At 58.3% G+C, this 18,709-nt stretch carries 18 protein-coding genes, 3 tRNA genes and 1 other RNA gene; 11 read left to right on the top strand and 11 right to left on the bottom strand.

The features are described from left to right. Positions 1 to 71 (top strand) — tRNA-Gly (locus ACEE43_RS02185). A gap of 127 nt (positions 72 to 198) precedes the next feature. On the opposite strand, the gene ACEE43_RS02180 is transcribed toward ACEE43_RS02185, so the two are convergent. After that, positions 199 to 948: an HAD family hydrolase gene (locus ACEE43_RS02180; protein WP_449107038.1), complete on the bottom strand. Its 750-nt coding sequence runs from the start codon at positions 946 to 948 to the stop codon at positions 199 to 201. 120 nt (positions 949 to 1,068) lie between these two features. Between ACEE43_RS02180 and ACEE43_RS02175 the strand changes: the two genes are divergently transcribed. Continuing rightward, entirely contained in the window at positions 1,069 to 1,761 is a 693-nt protein-coding gene (locus ACEE43_RS02175; RefSeq protein WP_449107037.1) for a hypothetical protein, read from the top strand. 79 nt (positions 1,762 to 1,840) lie between these two features. Here the strand turns inward: ACEE43_RS02175 and ACEE43_RS02170 are convergent, their stop codons facing one another. Together ACEE43_RS02170 and ACEE43_RS02165 are read right to left on the bottom strand one after the other, a co-directional pair. After that, a complete protein-coding gene (locus tag ACEE43_RS02170) occupies positions 1,841 to 2,719 on the bottom strand; it encodes an Fpg/Nei family DNA glycosylase (RefSeq protein WP_449107036.1) in 879 nt (292 codons plus the stop codon). Beyond that, on the bottom strand, positions 2,719 to 3,216 hold the full coding sequence (locus tag ACEE43_RS02165; protein WP_449107035.1) for a ribose-5-phosphate isomerase: 498 nt from the start codon (positions 3,214 to 3,216) through the stop codon (positions 2,719 to 2,721). Before ACEE43_RS02165 ends, ACEE43_RS02170 begins: the two co-directional genes overlap by 1 nt. 213 nt (positions 3,217 to 3,429) lie before the next feature. Between ACEE43_RS02165 and pepN the strand changes: the two genes are divergently transcribed. Next, the gene (gene pepN / locus ACEE43_RS02160; protein WP_449107034.1) at positions 3,430 to 5,967 is read left to right on the top strand and encodes an aminopeptidase N; all 2,538 of its coding nucleotides are present in this window, start codon (positions 3,430 to 3,432) and stop codon (positions 5,965 to 5,967) included. Positions 5,968 to 6,022: 55 nt separating this feature from the next. Beyond that, positions 6,023 to 6,484 carry a globin gene (locus tag ACEE43_RS02155; protein ID WP_237194046.1) on the top strand — a complete coding sequence of 154 codons (462 nt, stop codon included), beginning with the start codon at positions 6,023 to 6,025 and terminating at the stop codon, positions 6,482 to 6,484. A 7-nt stretch (positions 6,485 to 6,491) separates the two neighbouring features. Here the strand turns inward: ACEE43_RS02155 and ACEE43_RS02150 are convergent, their stop codons facing one another. Beyond that, a complete protein-coding gene (locus tag ACEE43_RS02150) occupies positions 6,492 to 7,184 on the bottom strand; it encodes a transcriptional regulator (protein ID WP_449107033.1) in 693 nt (230 codons plus the stop codon). A 116-nt stretch (positions 7,185 to 7,300) separates the two neighbouring features. Between ACEE43_RS02150 and ACEE43_RS02145 the strand changes: the two genes are divergently transcribed. Beyond that, a complete protein-coding gene (locus tag ACEE43_RS02145; RefSeq protein ID WP_449107032.1) occupies positions 7,301 to 8,197 on the top strand; it encodes an acyl-CoA thioesterase in 897 nt (298 codons plus the stop codon). Between the two features lie 230 nt (positions 8,198 to 8,427). Here the strand turns inward: ACEE43_RS02145 and ettA are convergent, their stop codons facing one another. Together ettA and ACEE43_RS02135 are read right to left on the bottom strand one after the other, a co-directional pair. Continuing rightward, positions 8,428 to 10,107 carry an energy-dependent translational throttle protein EttA gene (ettA, locus tag ACEE43_RS02140; protein ID WP_185174575.1) on the bottom strand — a complete coding sequence of 560 codons (1,680 nt, stop codon included), beginning with the start codon at positions 10,105 to 10,107 and terminating at the stop codon, positions 8,428 to 8,430. Positions 10,108 to 10,200: 93 nt separating this feature from the next. Then, positions 10,201 to 10,770 (bottom strand): single-stranded DNA-binding protein, encoded by a 570-nt coding sequence (locus ACEE43_RS02135; RefSeq protein WP_449107031.1) that lies wholly within the window; start codon positions 10,768 to 10,770, stop codon positions 10,201 to 10,203. 279 nt (positions 10,771 to 11,049) lie between these two features. Here ACEE43_RS02135 and ACEE43_RS02130 point away from each other — a divergent pair, with 279 nt between their 5' ends. Next, positions 11,050 to 11,622 (top strand): DNA-3-methyladenine glycosylase I, encoded by a 573-nt coding sequence (locus ACEE43_RS02130; RefSeq protein ID WP_449107030.1) that lies wholly within the window; start codon positions 11,050 to 11,052, stop codon positions 11,620 to 11,622. Here the strand turns inward: ACEE43_RS02130 and ACEE43_RS02125 are convergent. From ACEE43_RS02125 to mptB, 3 genes are all read right to left on the bottom strand, one after another. After that, positions 11,582 to 12,514, bottom strand: coding sequence for a serine hydrolase (locus tag ACEE43_RS02125; RefSeq protein ID WP_449107029.1), 933 nt, complete (start codon positions 12,512 to 12,514; stop codon positions 11,582 to 11,584). The two genes, ACEE43_RS02130 and ACEE43_RS02125, sit on opposite strands and share 41 nt — an antisense overlap. 104 nt (positions 12,515 to 12,618) lie before the next feature. After that, a tRNA-Arg gene (locus ACEE43_RS02120) sits at positions 12,619 to 12,691 on the bottom strand. 118 nt (positions 12,692 to 12,809) lie between these two features. Then, positions 12,810 to 14,384: a polyprenol phosphomannose-dependent alpha 1,6 mannosyltransferase MptB gene (gene mptB, locus ACEE43_RS02115; RefSeq protein WP_449107028.1), complete on the bottom strand. Its 1,575-nt coding sequence runs from the start codon at positions 14,382 to 14,384 to the stop codon at positions 12,810 to 12,812. 129 nt (positions 14,385 to 14,513) lie between these two features. Between mptB and orn the strand changes: the two genes are divergently transcribed. From orn to def, 3 genes are all read left to right on the top strand, one after another. Next, on the top strand, positions 14,514 to 15,140 hold the full coding sequence (gene orn / locus ACEE43_RS02110; RefSeq protein WP_449107027.1) for an oligoribonuclease: 627 nt from the start codon (positions 14,514 to 14,516) through the stop codon (positions 15,138 to 15,140). 187 nt (positions 15,141 to 15,327) lie between these two features. Continuing rightward, positions 15,328 to 15,400 (top strand) — tRNA-His (locus tag ACEE43_RS02105). A gap of 71 nt (positions 15,401 to 15,471) precedes the next feature. Next, positions 15,472 to 16,050, top strand: coding sequence for a peptide deformylase (gene def / locus ACEE43_RS02100; RefSeq protein WP_449107026.1), 579 nt, complete (start codon positions 15,472 to 15,474; stop codon positions 16,048 to 16,050). Here the strand turns inward: def and rnpB are convergent. Continuing rightward, positions 16,051 to 16,408: RNase P RNA component class A (gene rnpB, locus ACEE43_RS02095), an RNA gene on the bottom strand. 32 nt (positions 16,409 to 16,440) lie between these two features. Between rnpB and ACEE43_RS02090 the strand changes: the two genes are divergently transcribed. Continuing rightward, a complete protein-coding gene (locus ACEE43_RS02090; RefSeq protein ID WP_449107025.1) occupies positions 16,441 to 17,208 on the top strand; it encodes a YaaA family protein in 768 nt (255 codons plus the stop codon). A 5-nt stretch (positions 17,209 to 17,213) separates the two neighbouring features. On the opposite strand, the gene ACEE43_RS02085 is transcribed toward ACEE43_RS02090, so the two are convergent. Next, positions 17,214 to 18,110: a Nif3-like dinuclear metal center hexameric protein gene (locus tag ACEE43_RS02085; protein WP_449107024.1), complete on the bottom strand. Its 897-nt coding sequence runs from the start codon at positions 18,108 to 18,110 to the stop codon at positions 17,214 to 17,216. A gap of 64 nt (positions 18,111 to 18,174) precedes the next feature. Here ACEE43_RS02085 and msrA point away from each other — a divergent pair, with 64 nt between their 5' ends. Further along, positions 18,175 to 18,699, top strand: coding sequence for a peptide-methionine (S)-S-oxide reductase MsrA (gene msrA, locus ACEE43_RS02080; RefSeq protein ID WP_449107023.1), 525 nt, complete (start codon positions 18,175 to 18,177; stop codon positions 18,697 to 18,699). Positions 18,700 to 18,709: the final 10 nt, after the last annotated feature.

The raw sequence follows: 18,709 nt of genomic DNA, 5'->3' as shown, positions 1-18,709 counted from the left end.
GCGGCTGTAGCTCAATGGTAGAGCGCACGCTTCCCAAGCCTGATACGCGGGTTCGATTCCCGTCAGCCGCTCGCTATCGCTCGGGAAGACGGAAGTCATTCCAGCACCTCTTGAGTGCTCGCGCACTCGCACACGGTGCCTCCATCCCGTCAGCCGCTCGCTTCATGGCCACTCTTCCGAGTGGCCATTTTTGCATCCCTAGAAAAACCTGCGAGCAACTGGGGCAGGTACATTCAGTAGCTCCACCAAGTCACGTACCTTCACGGTCCCGCGCGGTAACTTCTGGCCACGACGATGACGGTTCACCCAAGCAGCCTGCAAGCCCGCTCGAGCCGGGGCAGCGACGTCCGCAATGTAGTTATCACCCACATGCACCGCAAAAGCCGGGTCCACCTCCAACTGAGCACACACAAATCTGAAAAGCAAGGGGTCAGGCTTACTCATACCCACGCGCTCTGAAGAAAAGAGGGGCATATCGTGCAAGCCGATAGCATCCAATTTTTTCTGCTCTGTTAACTGTGACCCGTTGGAGATAACTGCCACCTCTAGGTGCCCGAACTGCCTACCTAGTTCTTCAAAGAACCTATCAAGCTCGGCAAATGGGGCCCAGGCTTTGCGGGTTTCCTCCTGCAAGGTTGTCAGAAACTTCTGAGCCCGGTCGGCGCTCTGTTGCTCACCCGTCATGAGGTGTAAAAGACTTGAGGTACGAAATAATCGGTTTTCATCGAAGACTTGTTCACCGGCCAGATAGCGCTGAAAATCCTCGCGCTGAATATCGGCCCATGCCTGAAAGTAGCTCTGGGTGTCCTCGATTTCCCCCTCAAAACCAAAGTCCCGAACAGCCCGATTAAATCCCACCGCGGTAGCGGTATCGTTGTCAAGCAGGGTGCCATCTAGGTCGAAGAGCACCAGGTTAGCCTGGTCCAGTAAGTGTCCGGTATCGCGCATAGTAGCCCTTCGATGTCATGATGGCTTTTTCTCTTCACAAGAAGAACCTTTCATACCCGAGCCCCCTCCCCTAATATTGGGGTATATAACCGTACTTTTTACCGCAAGGTTGATTTCTTCATGGCTTTAGCACCCCTATCTGCTCGATTCATTCCGGTGAGCGCCCTGCTCGCTACCGGCGTCCTAGCACTTGTAGGCTGCGGGAGTAACCAGACCACCGCTGCCCCCGCTGAAACTGACGTTAGCGCCGCAAGCAGTGCGACCACTGCCCCGTCCGAAAGTAGCACCCCCAGCCCCACCGCTGAGCCAACAACAGAAACTCCCAGCGCAGAACCTTCTGCGGTTGAGACCGCAGCACCCTCCCCTAGCGCCACGGCACTGACTCCCCCGGTCAACGACGGCTTTACCATCGACCCAGTTTCTCTGGTGACCACCGATCTTGTAACGGGAACCCCGGTGGCTGACCTTGCAGCTTATAGTTTTGCGGCTGCCGACCAGCCCTCCGTTGTCTTCCAGACTCCTGACCCCCAGATAGCCTGCCTGATGCAGACCTACGGTGTATTTTGCATGACCGATGACTCAAAGAACTGGGTCTTGCAATCGGTATCAATGGGGCCCGGTGATACCCAGCCCCGCACGGTGCAGGCCCGCGGGCGTGCTGCCACCCACGACTGGTTCAAGACCAACACGGTACTGCCCGAGGGGCAGTCCATCAGCTGGATGGGCATGACTTGCACGACTACCGGCCCGGTGAGTGTACAGTGCACCGACGGTACCACCGGTTTTAACCTCTCTGACCTGACAGACCGCTAGCGCACATCAACGAGAACGGCCCCCGGTAATCACCGGGGGCCTTATGTGTATCGTTTGACCGTGTAGCTAGGCTAGTTATCTAGTGCTGGCAGCCCGGGCACCAGTAGAGCTTACGACCGGCAACTTCTTCCATCGCAATAGTTGCCCCGCAGCGGGGGCATGCCTGGCCCTGGCGGTGGTACACGTAGTTAGCGTAATCCGGCCAGGCCTCGGTTTCCGGGATGCCAGGCCTGTCGGCGGGCTCAGTGGTAATGATGCGACCTACGCGCACGCCGATTTCCAGTAGGTGCTTGTTATCGTTCCAGAGGGCTTCAAGCTGCTGGCGGCTGCATTCTTTAGCCGGGGTAAAGGGGTCGATGCCGGTGCGGTAGAGGGATTCTGCGCGGAAGATGTTTCCTACCCCCGAGATAGCCTTCTGGTCCATAAGAACTACGCCGATAGGCCGACTGGTCTTGGCCGCCGCAGCGTAGAAGGCAGCCGGGTCGGCGTCCCGATTCAGGGGATCGGGGCCCAGTTTTGCGCGTACTTCCCCCACTTCCTCGGGGGTGAGGGTTCGGCAGATGGTGGGGCCTACCAGGTCTGCCCAGCCGTGCCCTGAGACTAGGCGGACGCGGGTGGTCGGCCGGGGTGCAGGAGGTTCAGCGGAGAGTTCAGTACGGTGGTCCTCTTGCTCACCAATTTTACGGGGAGCACCAATCGAGGAGGCCCCCGTAAAGTGCTCGTCTCCCCCGAAGGTGAAGGCACCGTAGATTCCCAGGTGGACGTTGAGGTAGAGCTCGTTGGAGAAACGGGCGAAGAGGTGCTTACCGTGGGCGAAAGCCGAGTCGAAGGTATGACCGTCGAGCAGGGCTGCGCCGTCCGCAAATCTTCCCTGGGGGCTGGTGACCGCCAGCTGGGCACCGGCAAATACGTCGGTGAGCTGGCGGGCCAGGCGGTGAATTGAGTGCCCTTCTGGCATTAGTCCTCGTAGCTGTCGATCTGCTTGCCGGCTATTGCACCGGTCTGCTCGTATTCTGCCATCTGACCGATGCGGCGGGCGTGGCGCTCTTCGTTAGTCCACTCGGTGGTGAGGAAGACCTTGATGATGTCGAGGGCTTCTTCCTTGGTGTGCTGGCGTCCGCCCACTGCAACGACCTGGGCGTTGTTGTGTTCGCGGGCCAGGGCTGCGGTGTCGTGGTTCCAGGCCAGAGCAGCGCGGATGCCTTCAACCTTGTTAGCGGCCATCTGCTCACCGTTGCCGGAGCCACCCAGCACAATGCCCAGGGAGTCAAGTCCCGCTGCGCGGTCTGCGCGGACGGCGAGCGCCGCATTGATGCAGAAGCTGGGGTAGTCGTCGAGGGCGTCGTATTCAGCGGGTCCGTGGTCGACCATTTCGTAGCCGGCCTCGGTGAGTGCTTCGATGAGGTAGTGGCTGAGTTCTAGGCCTGCGTGGTCGGTTGCGATGTGTACACGCACGGTGTCTCCTTTGGTCGTGGTGGGTGGGGGCCGGTTGACCGCACTGAAATTTAGTTATGTGAATCACTGGCAAGCACATAGAATTGGGAAGGTATGTGCTGTGTATTGCCCTATATACGATTGTAGGTCACGTGCAGCTCCCCTGTGGCTTGTTTTCTGTGGTTTACAGATGGGCAGGCCTCTAACTTCAGATTTGATTGACAAGGATTCCTCATGCCTGGAATGAATTTGACCCGTGCCGAAGCTGAGAAGAGAGCGTCTGTGGTTCAGCGTGTGCATTCGTACACGGTTGAGCTTGATCTAACGCGCGGTGAGCGGGTCTTTGGTTCTCGTACGGTGGTGCGTTTTGATGCGGTTGCCGGGAGTGAAACCTTTATCGATGCGATTACCGATACGGTGCACAGTATTGAGCTCAATGGTGAGTCGGTGCCGGTGACCGCTGCTGACGGTGTGCGTATTGCCCTGCCGGCGTTGGCTGAGAGCAATGAGCTGGTGATTGATGCCGATATGCTCTACACCAATACTGGCGAGGGTTTGCACCGCTTTGTGGACCCGGTGGACGGCGAGGTCTACCTCTACTCCCAGTTTGAGGTACCCGATTCCCGCCGCGTGTACCCGGTCTTTGAGCAGCCTGATTTGAAGGCTGAATTTGAGTTTATTGTGACGGCCCCTGCCCACTGGGTTGTGGTGTCGAACCAGCCTGAGGCGTCTGTTGAAGAAGTGGCGGACGGCAAGAAGTGGGCTTTTGCGCCTACCCCGCGTATCTCGTCCTACATCACCGCGATTATTGCTGGCCCCTATGCTAGCGTGCATTCCTCACTCACCAACAGTGAGGGCCGCGAGGTGAAGCTGGGTTGCTACGCACGTCAGTCCTTGATGGAGTACCTGGATGCCGATGAGGTCTTCCACATCACCCGCCAGGGTTTTGAGTTCTTTGAAGAGCAGTTCTCGACCCCCTACCCCTTTGAGAAGTACGACCAGCTCTTTGTTCCGGAGTTTAACGCCGGTGCTATGGAGAATGCCGGTGCTGTGACCTTCTTGGAGAACTACATTTTCCGCTCTAAGGTGACCGAGGCGATTGTTGAGCGCCGCGCTATCACCATTTTGCACGAGCTGGCCCACATGTGGTTTGGCGATTTGGTGACCATGAAGTGGTGGAACGACCTGTGGCTTAACGAGTCTTTCGCTGAGTTTATGTCAACTCTGGCCGCTGCTGAGAACACCCGCTTTGCACCTGAGGCCTGGGCTACGTTCTCGGCTTCAGAGAAGACCTGGGCCTACAACCAGGATCAGCTTTCCTCTACTCACCCCATTGTTGCCCCGATTCGTGACCTGCAGGATGTTCAGGTCAACTTCGACGGCATCACCTACGCTAAGGGCGCTTCTGTGCTGCGTCAGCTGGTGGCCTGGGTAGGGCAGGATAACTTTATGGCCGCCCTCAAGGTCTACTTCGAGAAGCATGCCTACGGCAACACCGTGCTCGATGACCTGCTCGATGAGCTGGAGGCGACCAGCGGACGCGACGTGCGCACCTGGTCTAAGCTCTGGCTGGAGACCGCCGGGGTCAACACCCTGACCACCGAGGTCGAAGAGGCAGAGGATGGCACCATTACCCGCCTGGCCCTGCGCCAGACCTACGCTGAGGGCTTTGAGACCCTGCGCCCCCACCGTCTGGTCATTGGTTTCTACAATCTCGACGGTGAGGTGCTCACCCGCACCGACCGCCTAGAAATCGATGTGGATGGCGAGGTTACCGAGGTTCCCCTGGCCGTTGGCGCCAAGCGCCCCGATTTGATTCTGGTGAACGACGAAGATTTGGCCTACGCCAAGATTCGCCTCGATGAGCGCTCCCGCGCCACCGCCGTTGCCCACCTGGGTGCCATTGACTCATCTGTTGCCCGCGGCGTGGTCTGGGGTTCGCTCTGGGATACCGTGCGTGATGCCGAAATGCCCGCCCGCCAGTTTGTTGAACTGGTTCTGGGTAATATCGGGGCAGAGACTAACTCCACCGCCGTCCGCACCCAGCTTCTCAACCTTGAGAACACCCTGCGCGCCTACCTGAACCCCGCCCATGCTGAGGCTGTTCGAGCTGAGGCCGCTGACCGTATCTGGCAGCTGGCTCAGGCAGCTGAGGCCGGTTCTGATAACCAGTTCCAGCTTGTAGGTACCTTCGCCCGCCTGGCCCACACCTCAGACCAGCTCGATGCTGTAGCAGCTCTGCTCGATGGTGCTACCGTTCTGGAAGGTCTGGAGATTGATACCGACCTGCGCTGGAACCTGCTGGGATCTCTGGCTGCGGGCGGACGCGTCACCGCAGCTGAGATCGATGCAGCCCTGGCTGAGGACAACACCTCCAACGGCCAGCAGGCTGCTGCCACCGCTAAGGCTGCTATCCCCACCGCTGAGGCCAAGGCAGAAACCTGGCGGGCCGTGGTGGAGACCGGCGAGCTCTCTAACATCGTGCAGCGCTCCGCTATTCTCGGCTTCTACTGCGGTGCTCCGAAGTTCTCAGAACCCTACATTGACCGCTATTTTGAGGCTATTGAAGGAGTCTGGCGCGAGCGCTCCCACGAGATCTCAAGCCAGATTATCGGCGGGCTCTTCCCCCGCTTCTACACTCAGGAGGTCCTGGATAAGGCCGAGGCCTATCTCGCTGCCCTGCCTGAGGACGCAGCCGCCCTCAAGCGTCAGGTAGCAGAAGGACGCGACTCCCTGGCTCGCGCGCTGAAGGTTCAGGCCGCAGACCGCTAGGTTCTGAGCCATGAGGTAACTGCAGACGATAAGGGGCGGGAGTAGACTGGTGGGTATGAATTTACCCAACCCAGCCTTCCGCCCCTTATCTGCGCCCGGCGAGGCCAGCGTCCAGACCTCACCCGCGACCGAAGCGGTCGATGAGCGTTCTTTCTACTACCAGGTAGGCGGGCGACCGGTTTTTGAGAAGCTCTGCCGCGAGTTCTACTCCCGTGTAGCAGCTGACCCAGAATTTCGTGCCATGTACCCCGAGGAAGACCTGGGGCCGGCAGAGCGTCGGCTCTTTATGTTCTTGGAGCAGTACTGGGGCGGGCCCAAGACCTACCAGGCAGAGCGCGGCCACCCGCGTCTGCGCATGCGCCACAACCCCTTCTATATCGGCCCCAAAGAACGCGATACCTGGCTGAAGTACATGCGGGAGGCCATGGACACCCTAGAGCTAGCTCCCCTGCACGACGCCGAAATGTGGGCCTACTTTGACCGTGCAGCCCACGCCATGCAGAACCGGGCCCAGTAGCTAAGTTTTAGACTGAGGCAGCCGAGTAAACCAGTACATGCCCTGCCCGGGCCGAGATACGGGCCCAGCGTCCGCTGGCAAAAACGGGCATAGGTTCGGTAGCCCGCGGAGGCAGGAACCCGAGTACCTCAAGGCCAAAAGCAGCCCCGGTGGGTAGGCTCACCGCCGTATCGGGGGCCTGCAGGGGTGAAGACCAGATACGGGAGCGGACGGTTGCCACCACCGCGTGCCCCGGGTTAGCGGGCAAGGCCCCGTCTACCGCGGCAATACCTTCCTGGGCTGCTGCTCGGGCATGGTCGGATAGGTAAAACCCTTTCTTCTCCCAACCACTACGTGGAACGGTTCGCCCAACCCAAGGAGCGGTAACAGTCACCGGGGGCAGAGCCAGCGCTAGTCCTGCTTCCTCGATACGGGCTAGCCGGTCGAGAAGAGCTGCCGCCTCAACCGTAAGATCAACCTCGGCAGGCTGGGCCAGTTTGATAGCGCGCAGACCGATGATTGTCGGGGTTGAATCAAGTAGGGTCTCAGGCGCAAGCACACACACCGAAATCCCCAACACATCGCCGTTAGCCTGCAAACGAACGGCAGCCTGAGGATCCACTGAACGGGCCCGAGTCAGGTAGGTCGCCATATCCCGGGCGGTCCTTGCATCGGGTAGGTAAATATAATCGGTGTAGTCAGATAGCTTGGGCTCGGTCATTTCACAGGCTTCCGGAAATCAAAGGGACGGTCTATTCACACACCACCCTATCGCAGATGATGGGCTGCATTCCCGGTGAGATGAGAAATAGGGACTACCTGTGAGAGAGTGGAACTATGAGTCACGAAACCCTAGAAAGCCTCTCCTCCACCCAAAAATTACTGGCCATGCTCAACCTAACCCCAGGTGGCGCGTCCGCCCACGAGCATGTCTTTAGTGCCCTGACCCTCACCAAAGAATCCCCGCGTATCTTCGGTGGGCAAGTACTTGCCCAGGCGATCATGGCAGCTGCCCATACGGTAGAGGGCAAAACTCTGCATTCCCTGCACGGCTACTTCCTGAGGCCCGGTGATGTAGAGGGCGATCTTTCCTACGGGGCAGAAGCGCTCAACGATGCTAGATCGTTTTCGACGCGCAGGGTGCAGGCCTACCAGGGTGGGCAGCCAATCTTTTCGTGTATTGCTTCTTTTCAGGTGCCTGCTCCGGGGCCAGACCACGGCGCCAGTATGCCGCAGGACGTTCCCGCGCCGGAGAGTCTGCCCACCGCAGCGGACCTGCTGGGTCATCTACAGGTCCCCATTGCCCAGAAGGTTGCCTTCTCCCGCCCCTTCGACGTGAGGCATGTGACTTCCCCGCTGTACACCACTCCTGGCCAAGAGAAGCAGCCGGTGAATATGGTCTGGTTTAAAACCTTCGAGCCCCTGCCCGATGACCCTGCCCTGCATCAGGCTGCCCTGGCCTACGCATCGGACTACACCCAGCTTGAACCGGTTCTACGGCAGCACGGCAAGACCTGGCTTGAACCCGGCATGAAAGTGGCGTCACTGGATCACGCCATATGGTTCCACCGCCCTGCCCGCGCCGATGAGTGGTTGCTGCTGGTTCAGGAATCCCCAAGCGCCCAGGACTCCCGCGGCCTCTCTGTGGGTAAGGTCTTCACCCGCGACGGTCTGCACGTAGCCACCGTAACCCAAGAAGCCATGATTAGGTTGCCCGAGTACCGCAATCAGTAAACAGGTAAAGAAAATCCCTCCCGCCGGTGAAGGTGGGAGGGATTATTAGCTAGCTCACCGAATTCGCTCCGCGCATAGGTTCACATTCGCTCGCCTCTTGCGTGCTCGCGCGCTCGCACCCGGCTAGCTCATCGAGTCAGCTTGCGGTGATGGAGCATGATTTTCCGAGCGCGCGAGGAACCAAAAATCATGCGGAATCGTTCACCGCACTCAAACTGAATTAGTTCGATTTATCGCGTCAGCTTACGGTGAACGACGCGGTGCGGCTTCGCAGCCTCGGGGCCAAGACGCTCAATCTTGTTCTTCTCGTAGGACTCGAAGTTACCCTCGAACCAGTACCAGTTGTCGGGCTGTTCGTCGGTGCCTTCCCAGGCCAGGATGTGGGTGGCTACTCTGTCGAGGAACCAGCGGTCGTGGGAGACCACGACGGCACAGCCGGGGAATTCCAGCAGGGCATTTTCGAGGGAGGTGAGGGTTTCGACGTCCAGGTCGTTGGTAGGTTCGTCGAGCAGCAGCAGGTTGCCGCCCTGCTTGAGGGTCAGGGCCAGGTTGAGGCGGTTACGCTCACCACCGGAGAGCACACCTGCCTTCTTCTGCTGGTCGGGTCCCTTGAAGCCGAAGGCTGAGACGTAGGCGCGTGAGGGCATTTCTACCTGGCCTACCTGGATGTAATCCAGACCGTCTGAGACAACCTCCCACAGCGACTTTTCGGGGTCAATGTTGGCGCGGTTCTGGTCAACGTATGAAATTTTGACGGTCTCACCGATCTTCAGGTTGCCGCCGTCGAGGGGTTCAAGGCCAACGATGGTCTTGAAGAGGGTTGACTTACCCACACCGTTGGGGCCGATGACACCGACGATGCCGTTACGAGGCAGGGAGAAGGACAAGCCGTTGATGAGGGAGCGGCCGTCGAAGCCCTTCTGCAGGTTTTCTGCTTCGATAACGACATTACCCAAGCGGGGTCCCGGGGGAATCTGGATTTCTTCGAAGTCTAGCTTGCGAGTCTTCTCAGCCTCAGCAGCCATCTCTTCGTAGCGGGCCAGACGAGCCTTTGACTTAGCCTGACGGCCCTTGGTGTTGGAGCGAACCCACTCGAGTTCTTCTTCCAGACGCTTAGCGAGCTTGGCGTCCTTCTTACCCTGCACTTCGAGACGGGCGCGCTTCTTATCCAGGTAGGTGGAGTAGTTACCCTCGTAGGGGTAGAGGTTACCGCGGTCTACTTCTGCGATCCATTCTGCAACGTGGTCGAGGAAGTAGCGGTCGTGGGTAATGGCGATCACTGCGCCTTCGTAGGACTGCAGGTGCTGTTCCAGCCAGAGGACGGATTCGGCGTCCAGGTGGTTGGTAGGCTCGTCCAGCAGAAGCAGGTCGGGCTTCTGGAGCAGGAGCTTACAGAGCGCTACGCGGCGGCGTTCACCACCGGAGAGGTGGGTAACGGGTGAGTCGCCGGGAGGGCAGCGCAGGGCGTCCATGGCCTGTTCCAGCTGGGAGTCAATGTCCCAAGCGTTAGCGGCGTCGATAGCTTCCTGCAGCTTGCCCATTTCTTCCATGAGCGCGTCGAAGTCAGCATCGGGGTTGGCCATCTCTTCTGAGATTTCGTTGTAGCGAACAATCTTTTCGTAGATTTCGCCGACGCCTTCCTGGACGTTACCCAGGACGGTTTTTTCTTCGTTCAGCGGGGGCTCCTGCATGAGGATGCCCACGGTGTAGCCTTCTGAGAGTCGTGCTTCGCCGTTGGAGGGGGTATCGAGACCCGCCATGATTTTCAGAATGGTTGACTTACCGGCACCGTTGGGGCCGACCATACCGATTTTTGCACCGGGGAAGAACGACATGGATACGTCGTTAAGGATGACTTTGTCGCCTACAGTTTTGCGGGCTTTGGTCATGGTGTAGATAAATTCTGCCATGCATTTAAGCCTACCGGTTGATGTCAAGCTGTTGGGGGTTTAGGGCAGGGCATCTGCCAAGAATCTTGGTGTGAGTTTGCCCTGCCCCGCCCTCTAGCTGGTCAGAGCCTCAACAGCCTCATCGTCTGCTGCCTTATCGGTGAGCCCCTGGTCAGAAACTTGATGGCCATTTTCGGAAGAATGGCTGTACTGGGGTTCTTCTTCAACAGCAGATAGAGAGCTATAGCCGTGGTTGAGTTTTTGTTCCCCGGCTACTTGTTCGTTGAACTTACGGTCGGTCTCATCGACATCCGGTTTCCGATCGGTGACACGGGCAAAATTTGCAAGACCGTAGTTGAGGTCGTGGCCAATGCTGGTGGCGTCTACTTCGATGCTGGTGCCGGGTGAGCCGTCTGCCCGTTCAAACTGTTTGACGCGCAGGCGTCCGGTAACCAGCACCGGGTGCCCTACTTGCAAGCTCCGGGCGCTGTTATACGCCAGGGCTCTAAAGGAGTTGACGGTGTACCAGTTGGTTGTGCCTTCTTTCCAGGTGCCGCTGGTGGCATCGAACCAGCGGGGTGTGGAGGCAATACGGAAATTTGTTACCGGGATATTGCTGTTGGGTAGGAACTTTTGGGTGGGCGCCGTTGCGATAAAGCCTCGGATGGTGACGGTGTCGGTCATGACTCCTCCTTGAGTTGTTGGGTAAACCGGGTGCCTCAAGGGTTACATCAGCAGAGTCTTATGAGCCAGAAAAATGGTGGCTGTGGATAACGTATGCGCTGCTATTGCACGGTGGAGGTTAGAAAATTGGTGTAGCTGTGACGCGAGCAAGAGCTTTCATGACGGTTTTTGTTCACATCCCTGTTGTTTGCCGCTCATATCCTTCTAGGCTCATACCACCTGCCCCGCTAAGGCACCGGGGCGGGCGTCCGCAGCTACCAGCGAGAAGGAGACAGCACAGTGATCGATACATTTGTTCCCGATGAGCCTACCTGGGTGCGAGATGACCGTACCCGCACCTACTTTGAACAGGAATGGCAGAATGTGCCGCGTACAAACGAGGCCCTGTTTGAGCACATCTGCCTACTGGTGTTTCAAAGCGGCCTGTGGTGGTCGACGGTATTAGCAAAACGGGAGGAATTGAACCGGGCCTTACACGATTTTCAACCCGAGCGTTTAGTTGCCATGACTGAGGACGATATCGCTGGTTACCTTGAAGGCGATATCGGAATTAGGAACCAGTCTAAACTCAGGGCCTGCATCAATAATGCGAGAGTGTTGAAAGAGTCCCGGGTAAATCTAGCAGATTTCTTTGCTGAGGCATTTCCAGAGGAATTATTGTTCCCGTGTGCCGAAGCGCTCCCCCGCACCACCGCTGAAACCGATACCCTGGCCCGCGAGTTACGGGCACTCGGGTTTCAACGCTTAGGGCCGGTGGTTGTATGCGCGGTGGCTCAGGCCGCTGGCTATATCAGGTTAGAAACCCACACTCTTAGCCGGCGTGGTCAAAGTAGGCTTGCACTGCCTGGCTAGCTACCTCGTACCCTACCAGCTGGTCCTCGAACCCCTTGCTCAACAGGGCAATGGAGTAGGTAGAGCTTTCGGTTCTGACAACACCAACAGAGTTGATGTGCCATTCGCCAGTATCTTCCTGGGTCCAGCCATTTTTAACCGATACGTCGGTGACGAGTTCTCCCAGTACAGTCTGCCCGTATTGGGAGCCTACGCCCCAGGTTTGTGACCAGTCGAGCGGAACCATTTTTTCGAGAAGGAACTGGGCGTCGGCAGCGTTGACCCATTCAACGGTATCGACGATGGCACGCATGATGCGTACCTGGTCCTCGGCCCAGGTTTGGTTATCGCCCCAGGTTCCGGCAGATCGGGTCTCCGTTACCCCCAGCAATTCATAGGTCTTGTTGAGGGATTCAGCACTAGCCAAGGATTCTCCGTCATCAGATCCAAATCTACGATAAATCTCAATCGTTGCGTTGTTATCGGAGTAGGTTATAGACGCTTCAACGAGGGCTTTTTCATCGTCGGTTAGTTCGCGCTCTTCAAAGGCTGCAAGCCTGAGCAAAGTGAGAGAAATAGGGACTTTGACGATAGAAGCTTCGTAGGTCCACTGGTCACCCTTGTGCAAAAAGAGACTGTCGGTAGCGTGGTTATAGACCGCCAGGCTGAGAGTAATTCCGTGGTCTGCTTCAAGCTGGTCGAGTGCCTGGTTGATGTCTACGTCGTGGGCCTCGTTGGTGTGCTCATCACCGGTGGCGGTGGGCTGTATTTGTTCTTCAGCGGGGCCGCAAGCAACGAGTAGGGTGCTCAGGGCTAGAGTAAGCCCGGTTCCTGCCAGCACTGTTCGGCGGGGCAGGACAGGAGCGGACGCGGGTGCGCCGCTGAGCGTTTCAGGCAGGTTGGCTGTAGACATGCCCTCTAGTGTATTCCGAAAGTATTTGATTTTCCTGTGCGAAAGCCACATTTGATAATAAAAAATACCCCCCACTTGTTTTACCAAGTGAGGGATATGTTGCGCGCCCCAGGAGGGAGTCGAACCCCCGACCAAGAGATTAGAAGGCTCCTGCTCTATCCACTGAGCTACTGAGGCTAGCCGCTGTTTATACTATCGATTCCTCGGCTAAAAGTCATCTCAGCGCCCAAAAGGGCATCGAACCCCCGACCAAGAGATTAGAAGGCTTCTAATTTCATCTGACCTCATCTGGAAGCTAGATACTGACTTCGTAGAGGGACGATCGCTGGCCACGGCGGAGCACTCGGCGGGTTGCCGGGTCGAAGAAGACCAGCCAGAAGGCATAGGCCACGCTGAGCACAGCCGCAATGAGACGGCCCATGTTCTGATCAAAGTTATCGAGATAGGGCGAGACGGCAAGCTGATCTGAGACCCCGTACATAACAAAGAACAGGGTTGTCAGGAAATAGAAATCTAGCTGCCAGTCGGTACGCACACCTGCCACCACAAACAGCGGGATGAACCAGAGCAGATACCAAGACTGCAACATGGGTGAAAAAACCACAACCATAGCTAGGGCCAGGCCGGTGCGGCGGATGAGGTTTTCGTCCTTTCCCACAAACATGACGACTACGGCCAGCAGCATGCCGGCTAGTTTCCCCAGAGAGAAGAAGGTATCGCGCACCGAATTCGCCAGGGCATTATCGCCGGTGATAGATACCAGGATTTGGTTGATTTGTAGCCCCAGGAAGCCAATGGGGGTGAACCAGATGTACTGGCCGCCGGTGGTAGCTAGGGCTCCAATCCATCCAAAGCCCAGGTCGGTCACAGCACCTAGCACCCAGAGCTCCGCCATGGAGATAGCCAGTGTCATAGCCCAGAAAATAAAGCGGCGGGGCCAGCTGGCTCCCCTACCGGCCCAGAACAGCCCGATAAAAGGTAGGGCGACCAGGGCAATGGGCTTGACAGCTACGGCTGCGGTCACCAGGGTAATTCCCAGTAGGCCGCCCATCGTATTGCGCCGGGCTGCCGCGTGGTAGACGCCTGCCAGCACCAGGCCGGTCATCAGGGCATCATTATGGGAAGAGGTGATGAAAGCGGCGATAAAGAGGGGGTTGGCCAGCACCAGCCAGTTAGCACGTATGCCATTGATGCCGTGGAGCTTCGCTAGCTTGGGCACGTAGTAGGCAATAAGCCCCACCCCGATAAGAGCAACCAGCCTAAAGAGGTAGAGGGCGGTATCTACGGAGTCACCGGCGATTTGGGCTACCCATTTTTCAATGAGCAGGAAGATGGGGCCGTAGGGCGGAGCCGACTCAGACCACATCTGGTCAGCACCGTACTGAAAGAAGTTATTGACAGAAGAAACCCCGTACTCATAGGGGTTAAGCCCTGATGCCATGACGCGTCCCTGAGCAAAGTAGGAGAAGACGTCACGGCTATAGAGGGGGAAAGCAAAAAGCTGGGGAAGCATCCAGCAGATAATCGCTGCGGTTGCCCAGCGTTTTGCACGCTGATCCCAAACGAGCAGCTTCTGCACCATGCGCAGCCATTCACGGCAGAGCATCATCGACCCCACAACGAGCAGGGCGATACAGGTAATTAACCCGGGTGCTGTGTAGCGCAGCGGGATAATCCAGTCCACGCGGCGGAAAGGTGAGGCGTCTGCGAGCCACCCCACCCCAAAGGATGCAAACATCACCAGCAGAGAACCGATGGTTCCAAAGATGAGGGTTCGCAGGGGGCTACCCGAAACATAGTGAGCTGTCTTGGGGCTATACCGGTGCACCGGGATGCTGTCGGTGTGGGTTTGCGCTGTTCTGGGGCTCATGGTCCTCCTGGCCGAGCAAATGAGTACACCTGATTTTACCCGTCGGCTGAGTGGCACAGGCAGGTCTTAGACCTTCTGCTCTCTGAAAATCTGCTGTGGGTTAGGCCCCTAAAGGGGTAGATTGGTTCTGTGTCTATTTCAAATGAACGTATCGTATGGATTGATTGTGAGATGACCGGCCTCTCTCTTGAGAAGGACGCCCTAATCGAGGTCGCCGCGCTGGTGACTGACGGGGATCTCAATATTTTGGGTGACGGCGTGGATGTCGTCATTAAGCCCGAGCCCGAGGCGCTTGAGCAGATGGATGATTTTGTGCGCAACATGCACACAGTCTCTGGTCTGCTGGACGACTTGGATCAGGGCATTACCATGGCTGAGGCCCAGCAGCTGGTGCTGGATTATGTGAAGCAGTGGGTCCCCGAGCCGCGCAAGGCTGTGCTGGGTGGTAATTCTGTGGGCACCGATAAGACTTTTTTGGTGCGCGACATGCCCGAGCTCGTGGACTACCTGCACTACCGCGTGATTGATGTATCTACTATCAAGGAGCTTTCCCGCCGCTGGTTTGAGAAGGCCACCTATAACGCTCCTGCGAAAACCGGCAACCACCGGGCACTGGGCGATATCCAGGATTCTATCGACGAGCTGCGCTACTACCGCGGCACGGTTTTTGTACCCTCCCCCGGGCCCGATAGCACAGCCGCCCAGAAGGTTGCCCAGGAGGTTGCAGCAACCCGCCAGCAGATTAATCCCGCCTAGGGGTTCAGGAGGCACGGACGCCACCCGCAGCCGGGCAGCGTCCGGCCGGCCCCCAGCCCCAAAAGTTCGTGAGCACAGTCACCCTGTATAACCTCATTTTCGATTTGCAGGGAATCAAAACTGTGTGTAAGCTAGTATCCGTTGCCAAAACAAGCCGGTGAAAGAAACGGTAGTTTTTGTAAACATGGTGGTCGTAGCTCAGTTGGCAGAGCGCCTGGTTGTGGTCCAGGAGGTCGCGGGTTCAACCCCCGTCGATCACCCCGAGTAGAAGGGTCGCTACGATTTTTATCGTAGCGGCCCTTTTTGTTTACCCTGCGTGAGAGGTTATGTCATGACTGTTTTGCCCATTGTTATTCACGGTAACCCGGTTTTGCACCGCCCGGCTGCCCCGGTGACGTCCTTTGATGATGAGCTGCGCAAGCTGATCGACGATATGTACGAGACTCAGGATGTCTCGAACGGTGTGGGCCTGGCGGCCCCCCAGGTGGGTGTGGGCCTGCGCCTGTTCACCTATAAGTTTGAGAATGAGGACGGAGTGCCCCCGCTGGGCGTGGTGGTTAACCCCGTGCTGACTCTGGGCAAGATTTCGACAGCTGATCCCGACCCCTACGATGAGGTTGAGGGCTGCCTATCCTTCCCCGGTTATTCTTTCCCGCTCAAGCGCGCTGACTGGGTCACGGTCAACGGGTTCGATGGTGAGGGTAACCCGCTGAAGTTTGAGGCGACCGGCTGGTTTGCCCGCGTCATGCAGCACGAGACTGACCACCTTGATGGCAAGCTCTACGTGAATCGACTGAACGCCAAGTACACCAAGAAGTACAAGAAGGTTGTTAAAGCTGAGGGCTGGACTGCCGAAGGTAACACCTGGATGCCGGGCGTCGACCCCGACCCCTTTGGTCACGGGGAGTAAAGAACGGGACGCCCGATAAGCCGGGTTCTGTACCTACCCGAGGGTAGGCGGCAATCATCCATCTAGACCCGTCGTTGCCGGCGGGTTCAAGCAGCCTACCCGGGCGCTTCACCGCACTGGTTACTGGCGCGCCCTGTTTGGCCTTGCTCCGGGTGGGGTTTACCGAGCTACCGCAGTCGCCTGCGGTACTGGTGAGCTTTTACCTCACCTTTTCACCCTTACCCCGTGGTGGGGCGGTTTGTTTTCTGTGGCACTGGCCTGCAGGTTACCCTGAGTCGATGTTATCGACCACCCTGTGCTGTGGAGCCCGGACTTTCCTCGAAGCGTTTGTGCGCTGCGCGATTGCCTGGGCGTCCCGTTCTGGGGTTCTACTTTACTACACTGGTGGGTATGTTGATTTTGTTTCCGCCGTCTGAGGGTAAGACTCCTGCCACATCTGGCTCCGGGGTTGAGTTGGGTGAGTTGTTGGCTCCTGAGTTGACGGGGGCTCGTGAGGCTGTGGTGGATGAGTTGGTGCGGGTGAGCGGTTTGCCCGATGCTGGGCAGCTGCTGAAGGTGGGTCCGTCCTTGCTGGCTGAGGTTGAGCGGAATACTCGGTTGTGGTCGGAGCCGGCGGCGCCTGCGTCCGAGGTGTATTCGGGGGTTTTGTTTGAGGCTTTTGGGTACGGTTCTTTGGGGGCGGACGCGCGGGCGCGGGCTGATAGGGCTGTTGTGGTGATATCTGCAGCCTGGGGTGCAGTGGGTCTTACCGATATGATTCCGGCCTACCGGCTGTCGATGGGCACGAAGCTGGGTGAGATTGGGGATCTGGCTAAGTTTTGGAAGAGCGAGCTCAAACGCCCCTTGGATGATTTGGCCGGGGGCCAACTGGTGGTGGATGGCCGCTCTGCCGCCTACGCGAAGGCGTGGACACCCGCCCCGCAGCGCCATCTGCTGGTTCGGGTGGAGAGGGTGGCGGCTGACGGTAGTCGCAAGGTGGTCTCGCATATGGCTAAGCATTACCGGGGCCTGCTGGGCCGCTACCTGGTGCAGGAAAATCTGACTGAGATTGAGGACGCCGGTGAGCTGGCAGAGGCGCTTGCCCCCGATTTTGAGGTGGAGCTGCTCTCCCCCACCGAGAAGAAGCCAGGTACCCTGACTCTTCTGGTGAGGGAGTAGGGTACCTAGCGGGTGGAGGCTGAGCCCGCTACCTGCCCGGTGGAGACGGTGAAGTCCCAGGGGTCGGTGTTGAGGGTCGAGACGTAGGTGTCGATGGTAAAGCCCCGTTCCTCCAGTTTTTCGGTGATAAGGCGGGCGGCCCCGTCCATCCAGAGCCATTCGCTGGCGTAATGGGAGCAGTCAATCAGGGCCGGGGTGCTGCCGCTAATGAGGGCCTGCTCGCGGGCTTCTGAGGCCGGGTGGTGGCGCAGGTCGGCGGTGATGTAGACGTCCGCACCCGATGCGCGGGCATCGCCAAAGAGGGAATCGCCTGCCCCGGTGCAGAGGGCAATTTTTTGGACGCTCTGGTCGGGCCGGCCTGCGATGCGTAGACCGCCGGCGGTTGCCGGCAGAAAGTCAGCAATTTTTTCAGCCAGTTCCTTGAGGCTGACGGGGGCAGGCAGACTGCCAACGCGCCCGATGCCGACGCGAACGTCCGCCCCATCAATCTGTACGGTCTCTTCCTCTGCCAGAATCTCGGTGTCGGTGATGCCCAGCTTGCTCATGAAGACCTCGTTGGTGCCGTGCGGGGCCGAGTCTACGTTGGTGTGGGCGCCCAGCAGGCCGCAGCCAGCCTCAATGAGGGTGTGCACGATTTCGCCCTTGTAATCACTATCGGGCAGGAAGGACGCCCCGCGCAGCAGCAGGGGGTGGTGAGTAATGAGCAGGCCCGCGCCTTTTTCTGCGGCCTCGCGGGCAGTTGCCACGGTGGCGTCCACCGCGAAACCAACGGTGGTGACGGGGGCATCAGCGCGCCCGACCACCAGACCAGCAGCGTCCCACTTCTCGGCAAGAGTGGGCGGGAAAATATCGTGGAAGGCCCGGGTTACATCGTTCAGGGTGGGAGTTGAAAGTTCAGTCATGCCCCTATTGTGTCATGAGCGCCGGGGCGGGAATAAGACTGGGGAGCCTACGGTTACCCAAAGTATGCAAAGTTTTGTTGTAGGCGGCGGATGCTTCTGGTGCATCGACGCCGTATATCGTCAGTTTGAAGGAATTACCGCCAGTATCAGCGGCTACACCGGTGGGCACGTCGATAACCCCACCTACCGGGAGGTCTGTTCAGGTAGCACCGGTCACGTTGAGGTGGTCAAGGTCGAGTTCGATGAGACCGTCATTCCGGCCGAAACTGTACTCGATATCTTCTTTGCCTCGCACGATCCCACCAGCTGGGATAGGCAGGGGGCGGACGCCGGCCCCCAGTACCGCTCGGCCCTCTACTACGAGAACGAGGAGCAGAAGGCCCTCTTCGAGGCCGCCATTCAGCGGGCCTCTCAGCTGTGGGACCAGCCCATCGTGACGGTGGTAGAACCCCTGGGCACCTTCTATGAGGCTGAGGACTACCACCAGAACTACTACGCCCTTAACCCCTACCAGGGGTACTGCATGGCCGTCATCAACCCCAAGCTGGCTAAGGCTAGGCAACATTACGCCAAGTTTCTTAGAAGTTAAGCCCTCCCCC

This window comes from Rothia sp. 11254D007BW, assembly GCF_053548195.1.
Note: the sequence above shows the minus strand (reverse complement) of the source record. Positions and strands in the feature narration are given on the sequence as shown.

Bases quoted from the DNA above. Each gene is read 5' to 3' on its own strand.
- ACEE43_RS02085 (WP_449107024.1), bottom strand. From the start codon at position 18,110: ATGACTGAACTTTCAACTCCCACCCTGAACGATGTAACCCGGGCCTTC.
- ACEE43_RS02175 (WP_449107037.1), top strand. From the start codon at position 1,069: ATGGCTTTAGCACCCCTATCTGCTCGATTCATTCCGGTGAGCGCCCTG.
- ACEE43_RS02180 (WP_449107038.1), bottom strand. From the start codon at position 948: ATGCGCGATACCGGACACTTACTGGACCAGGCTAACCTGGTGCTCTTC.
- ACEE43_RS02125 (WP_449107029.1), bottom strand. From the start codon at position 12,514: ATGTCTACAGCCAACCTGCCTGAAACGCTCAGCGGCGCACCCGCGTCC.
- ACEE43_RS02150 (WP_449107033.1), bottom strand. From the start codon at position 7,184: ATGACCGAGCCCAAGCTATCTGACTACACCGATTATATTTACCTACCC.
- ettA (WP_185174575.1), bottom strand. From the start codon at position 10,107: ATGGCAGAATTTATCTACACCATGACCAAAGCCCGCAAAACTGTAGGC.
- ACEE43_RS02155 (WP_237194046.1), top strand. From the start codon at position 6,023: ATGAATTTACCCAACCCAGCCTTCCGCCCCTTATCTGCGCCCGGCGAG.
- mptB (WP_449107028.1), bottom strand. From the start codon at position 14,384: ATGAGCCCCAGAACAGCGCAAACCCACACCGACAGCATCCCGGTGCAC.
- ACEE43_RS02090 (WP_449107025.1), top strand. From the start codon at position 16,441: ATGTTGATTTTGTTTCCGCCGTCTGAGGGTAAGACTCCTGCCACATCT.
- ACEE43_RS02170 (WP_449107036.1), bottom strand. From the start codon at position 2,719: ATGCCAGAAGGGCACTCAATTCACCGCCTGGCCCGCCAGCTCACCGAC.
- msrA (WP_449107023.1), top strand. From the start codon at position 18,175: ATGCAAAGTTTTGTTGTAGGCGGCGGATGCTTCTGGTGCATCGACGCC.
- ACEE43_RS02145 (WP_449107032.1), top strand. From the start codon at position 7,301: ATGAGTCACGAAACCCTAGAAAGCCTCTCCTCCACCCAAAAATTACTG.
- def (WP_449107026.1), top strand. From the start codon at position 15,472: ATGACTGTTTTGCCCATTGTTATTCACGGTAACCCGGTTTTGCACCGC.
- pepN (WP_449107034.1), top strand. From the start codon at position 3,430: ATGCCTGGAATGAATTTGACCCGTGCCGAAGCTGAGAAGAGAGCGTCT.
- ACEE43_RS02135 (WP_449107031.1), bottom strand. From the start codon at position 10,770: ATGACCGACACCGTCACCATCCGAGGCTTTATCGCAACGGCGCCCACC.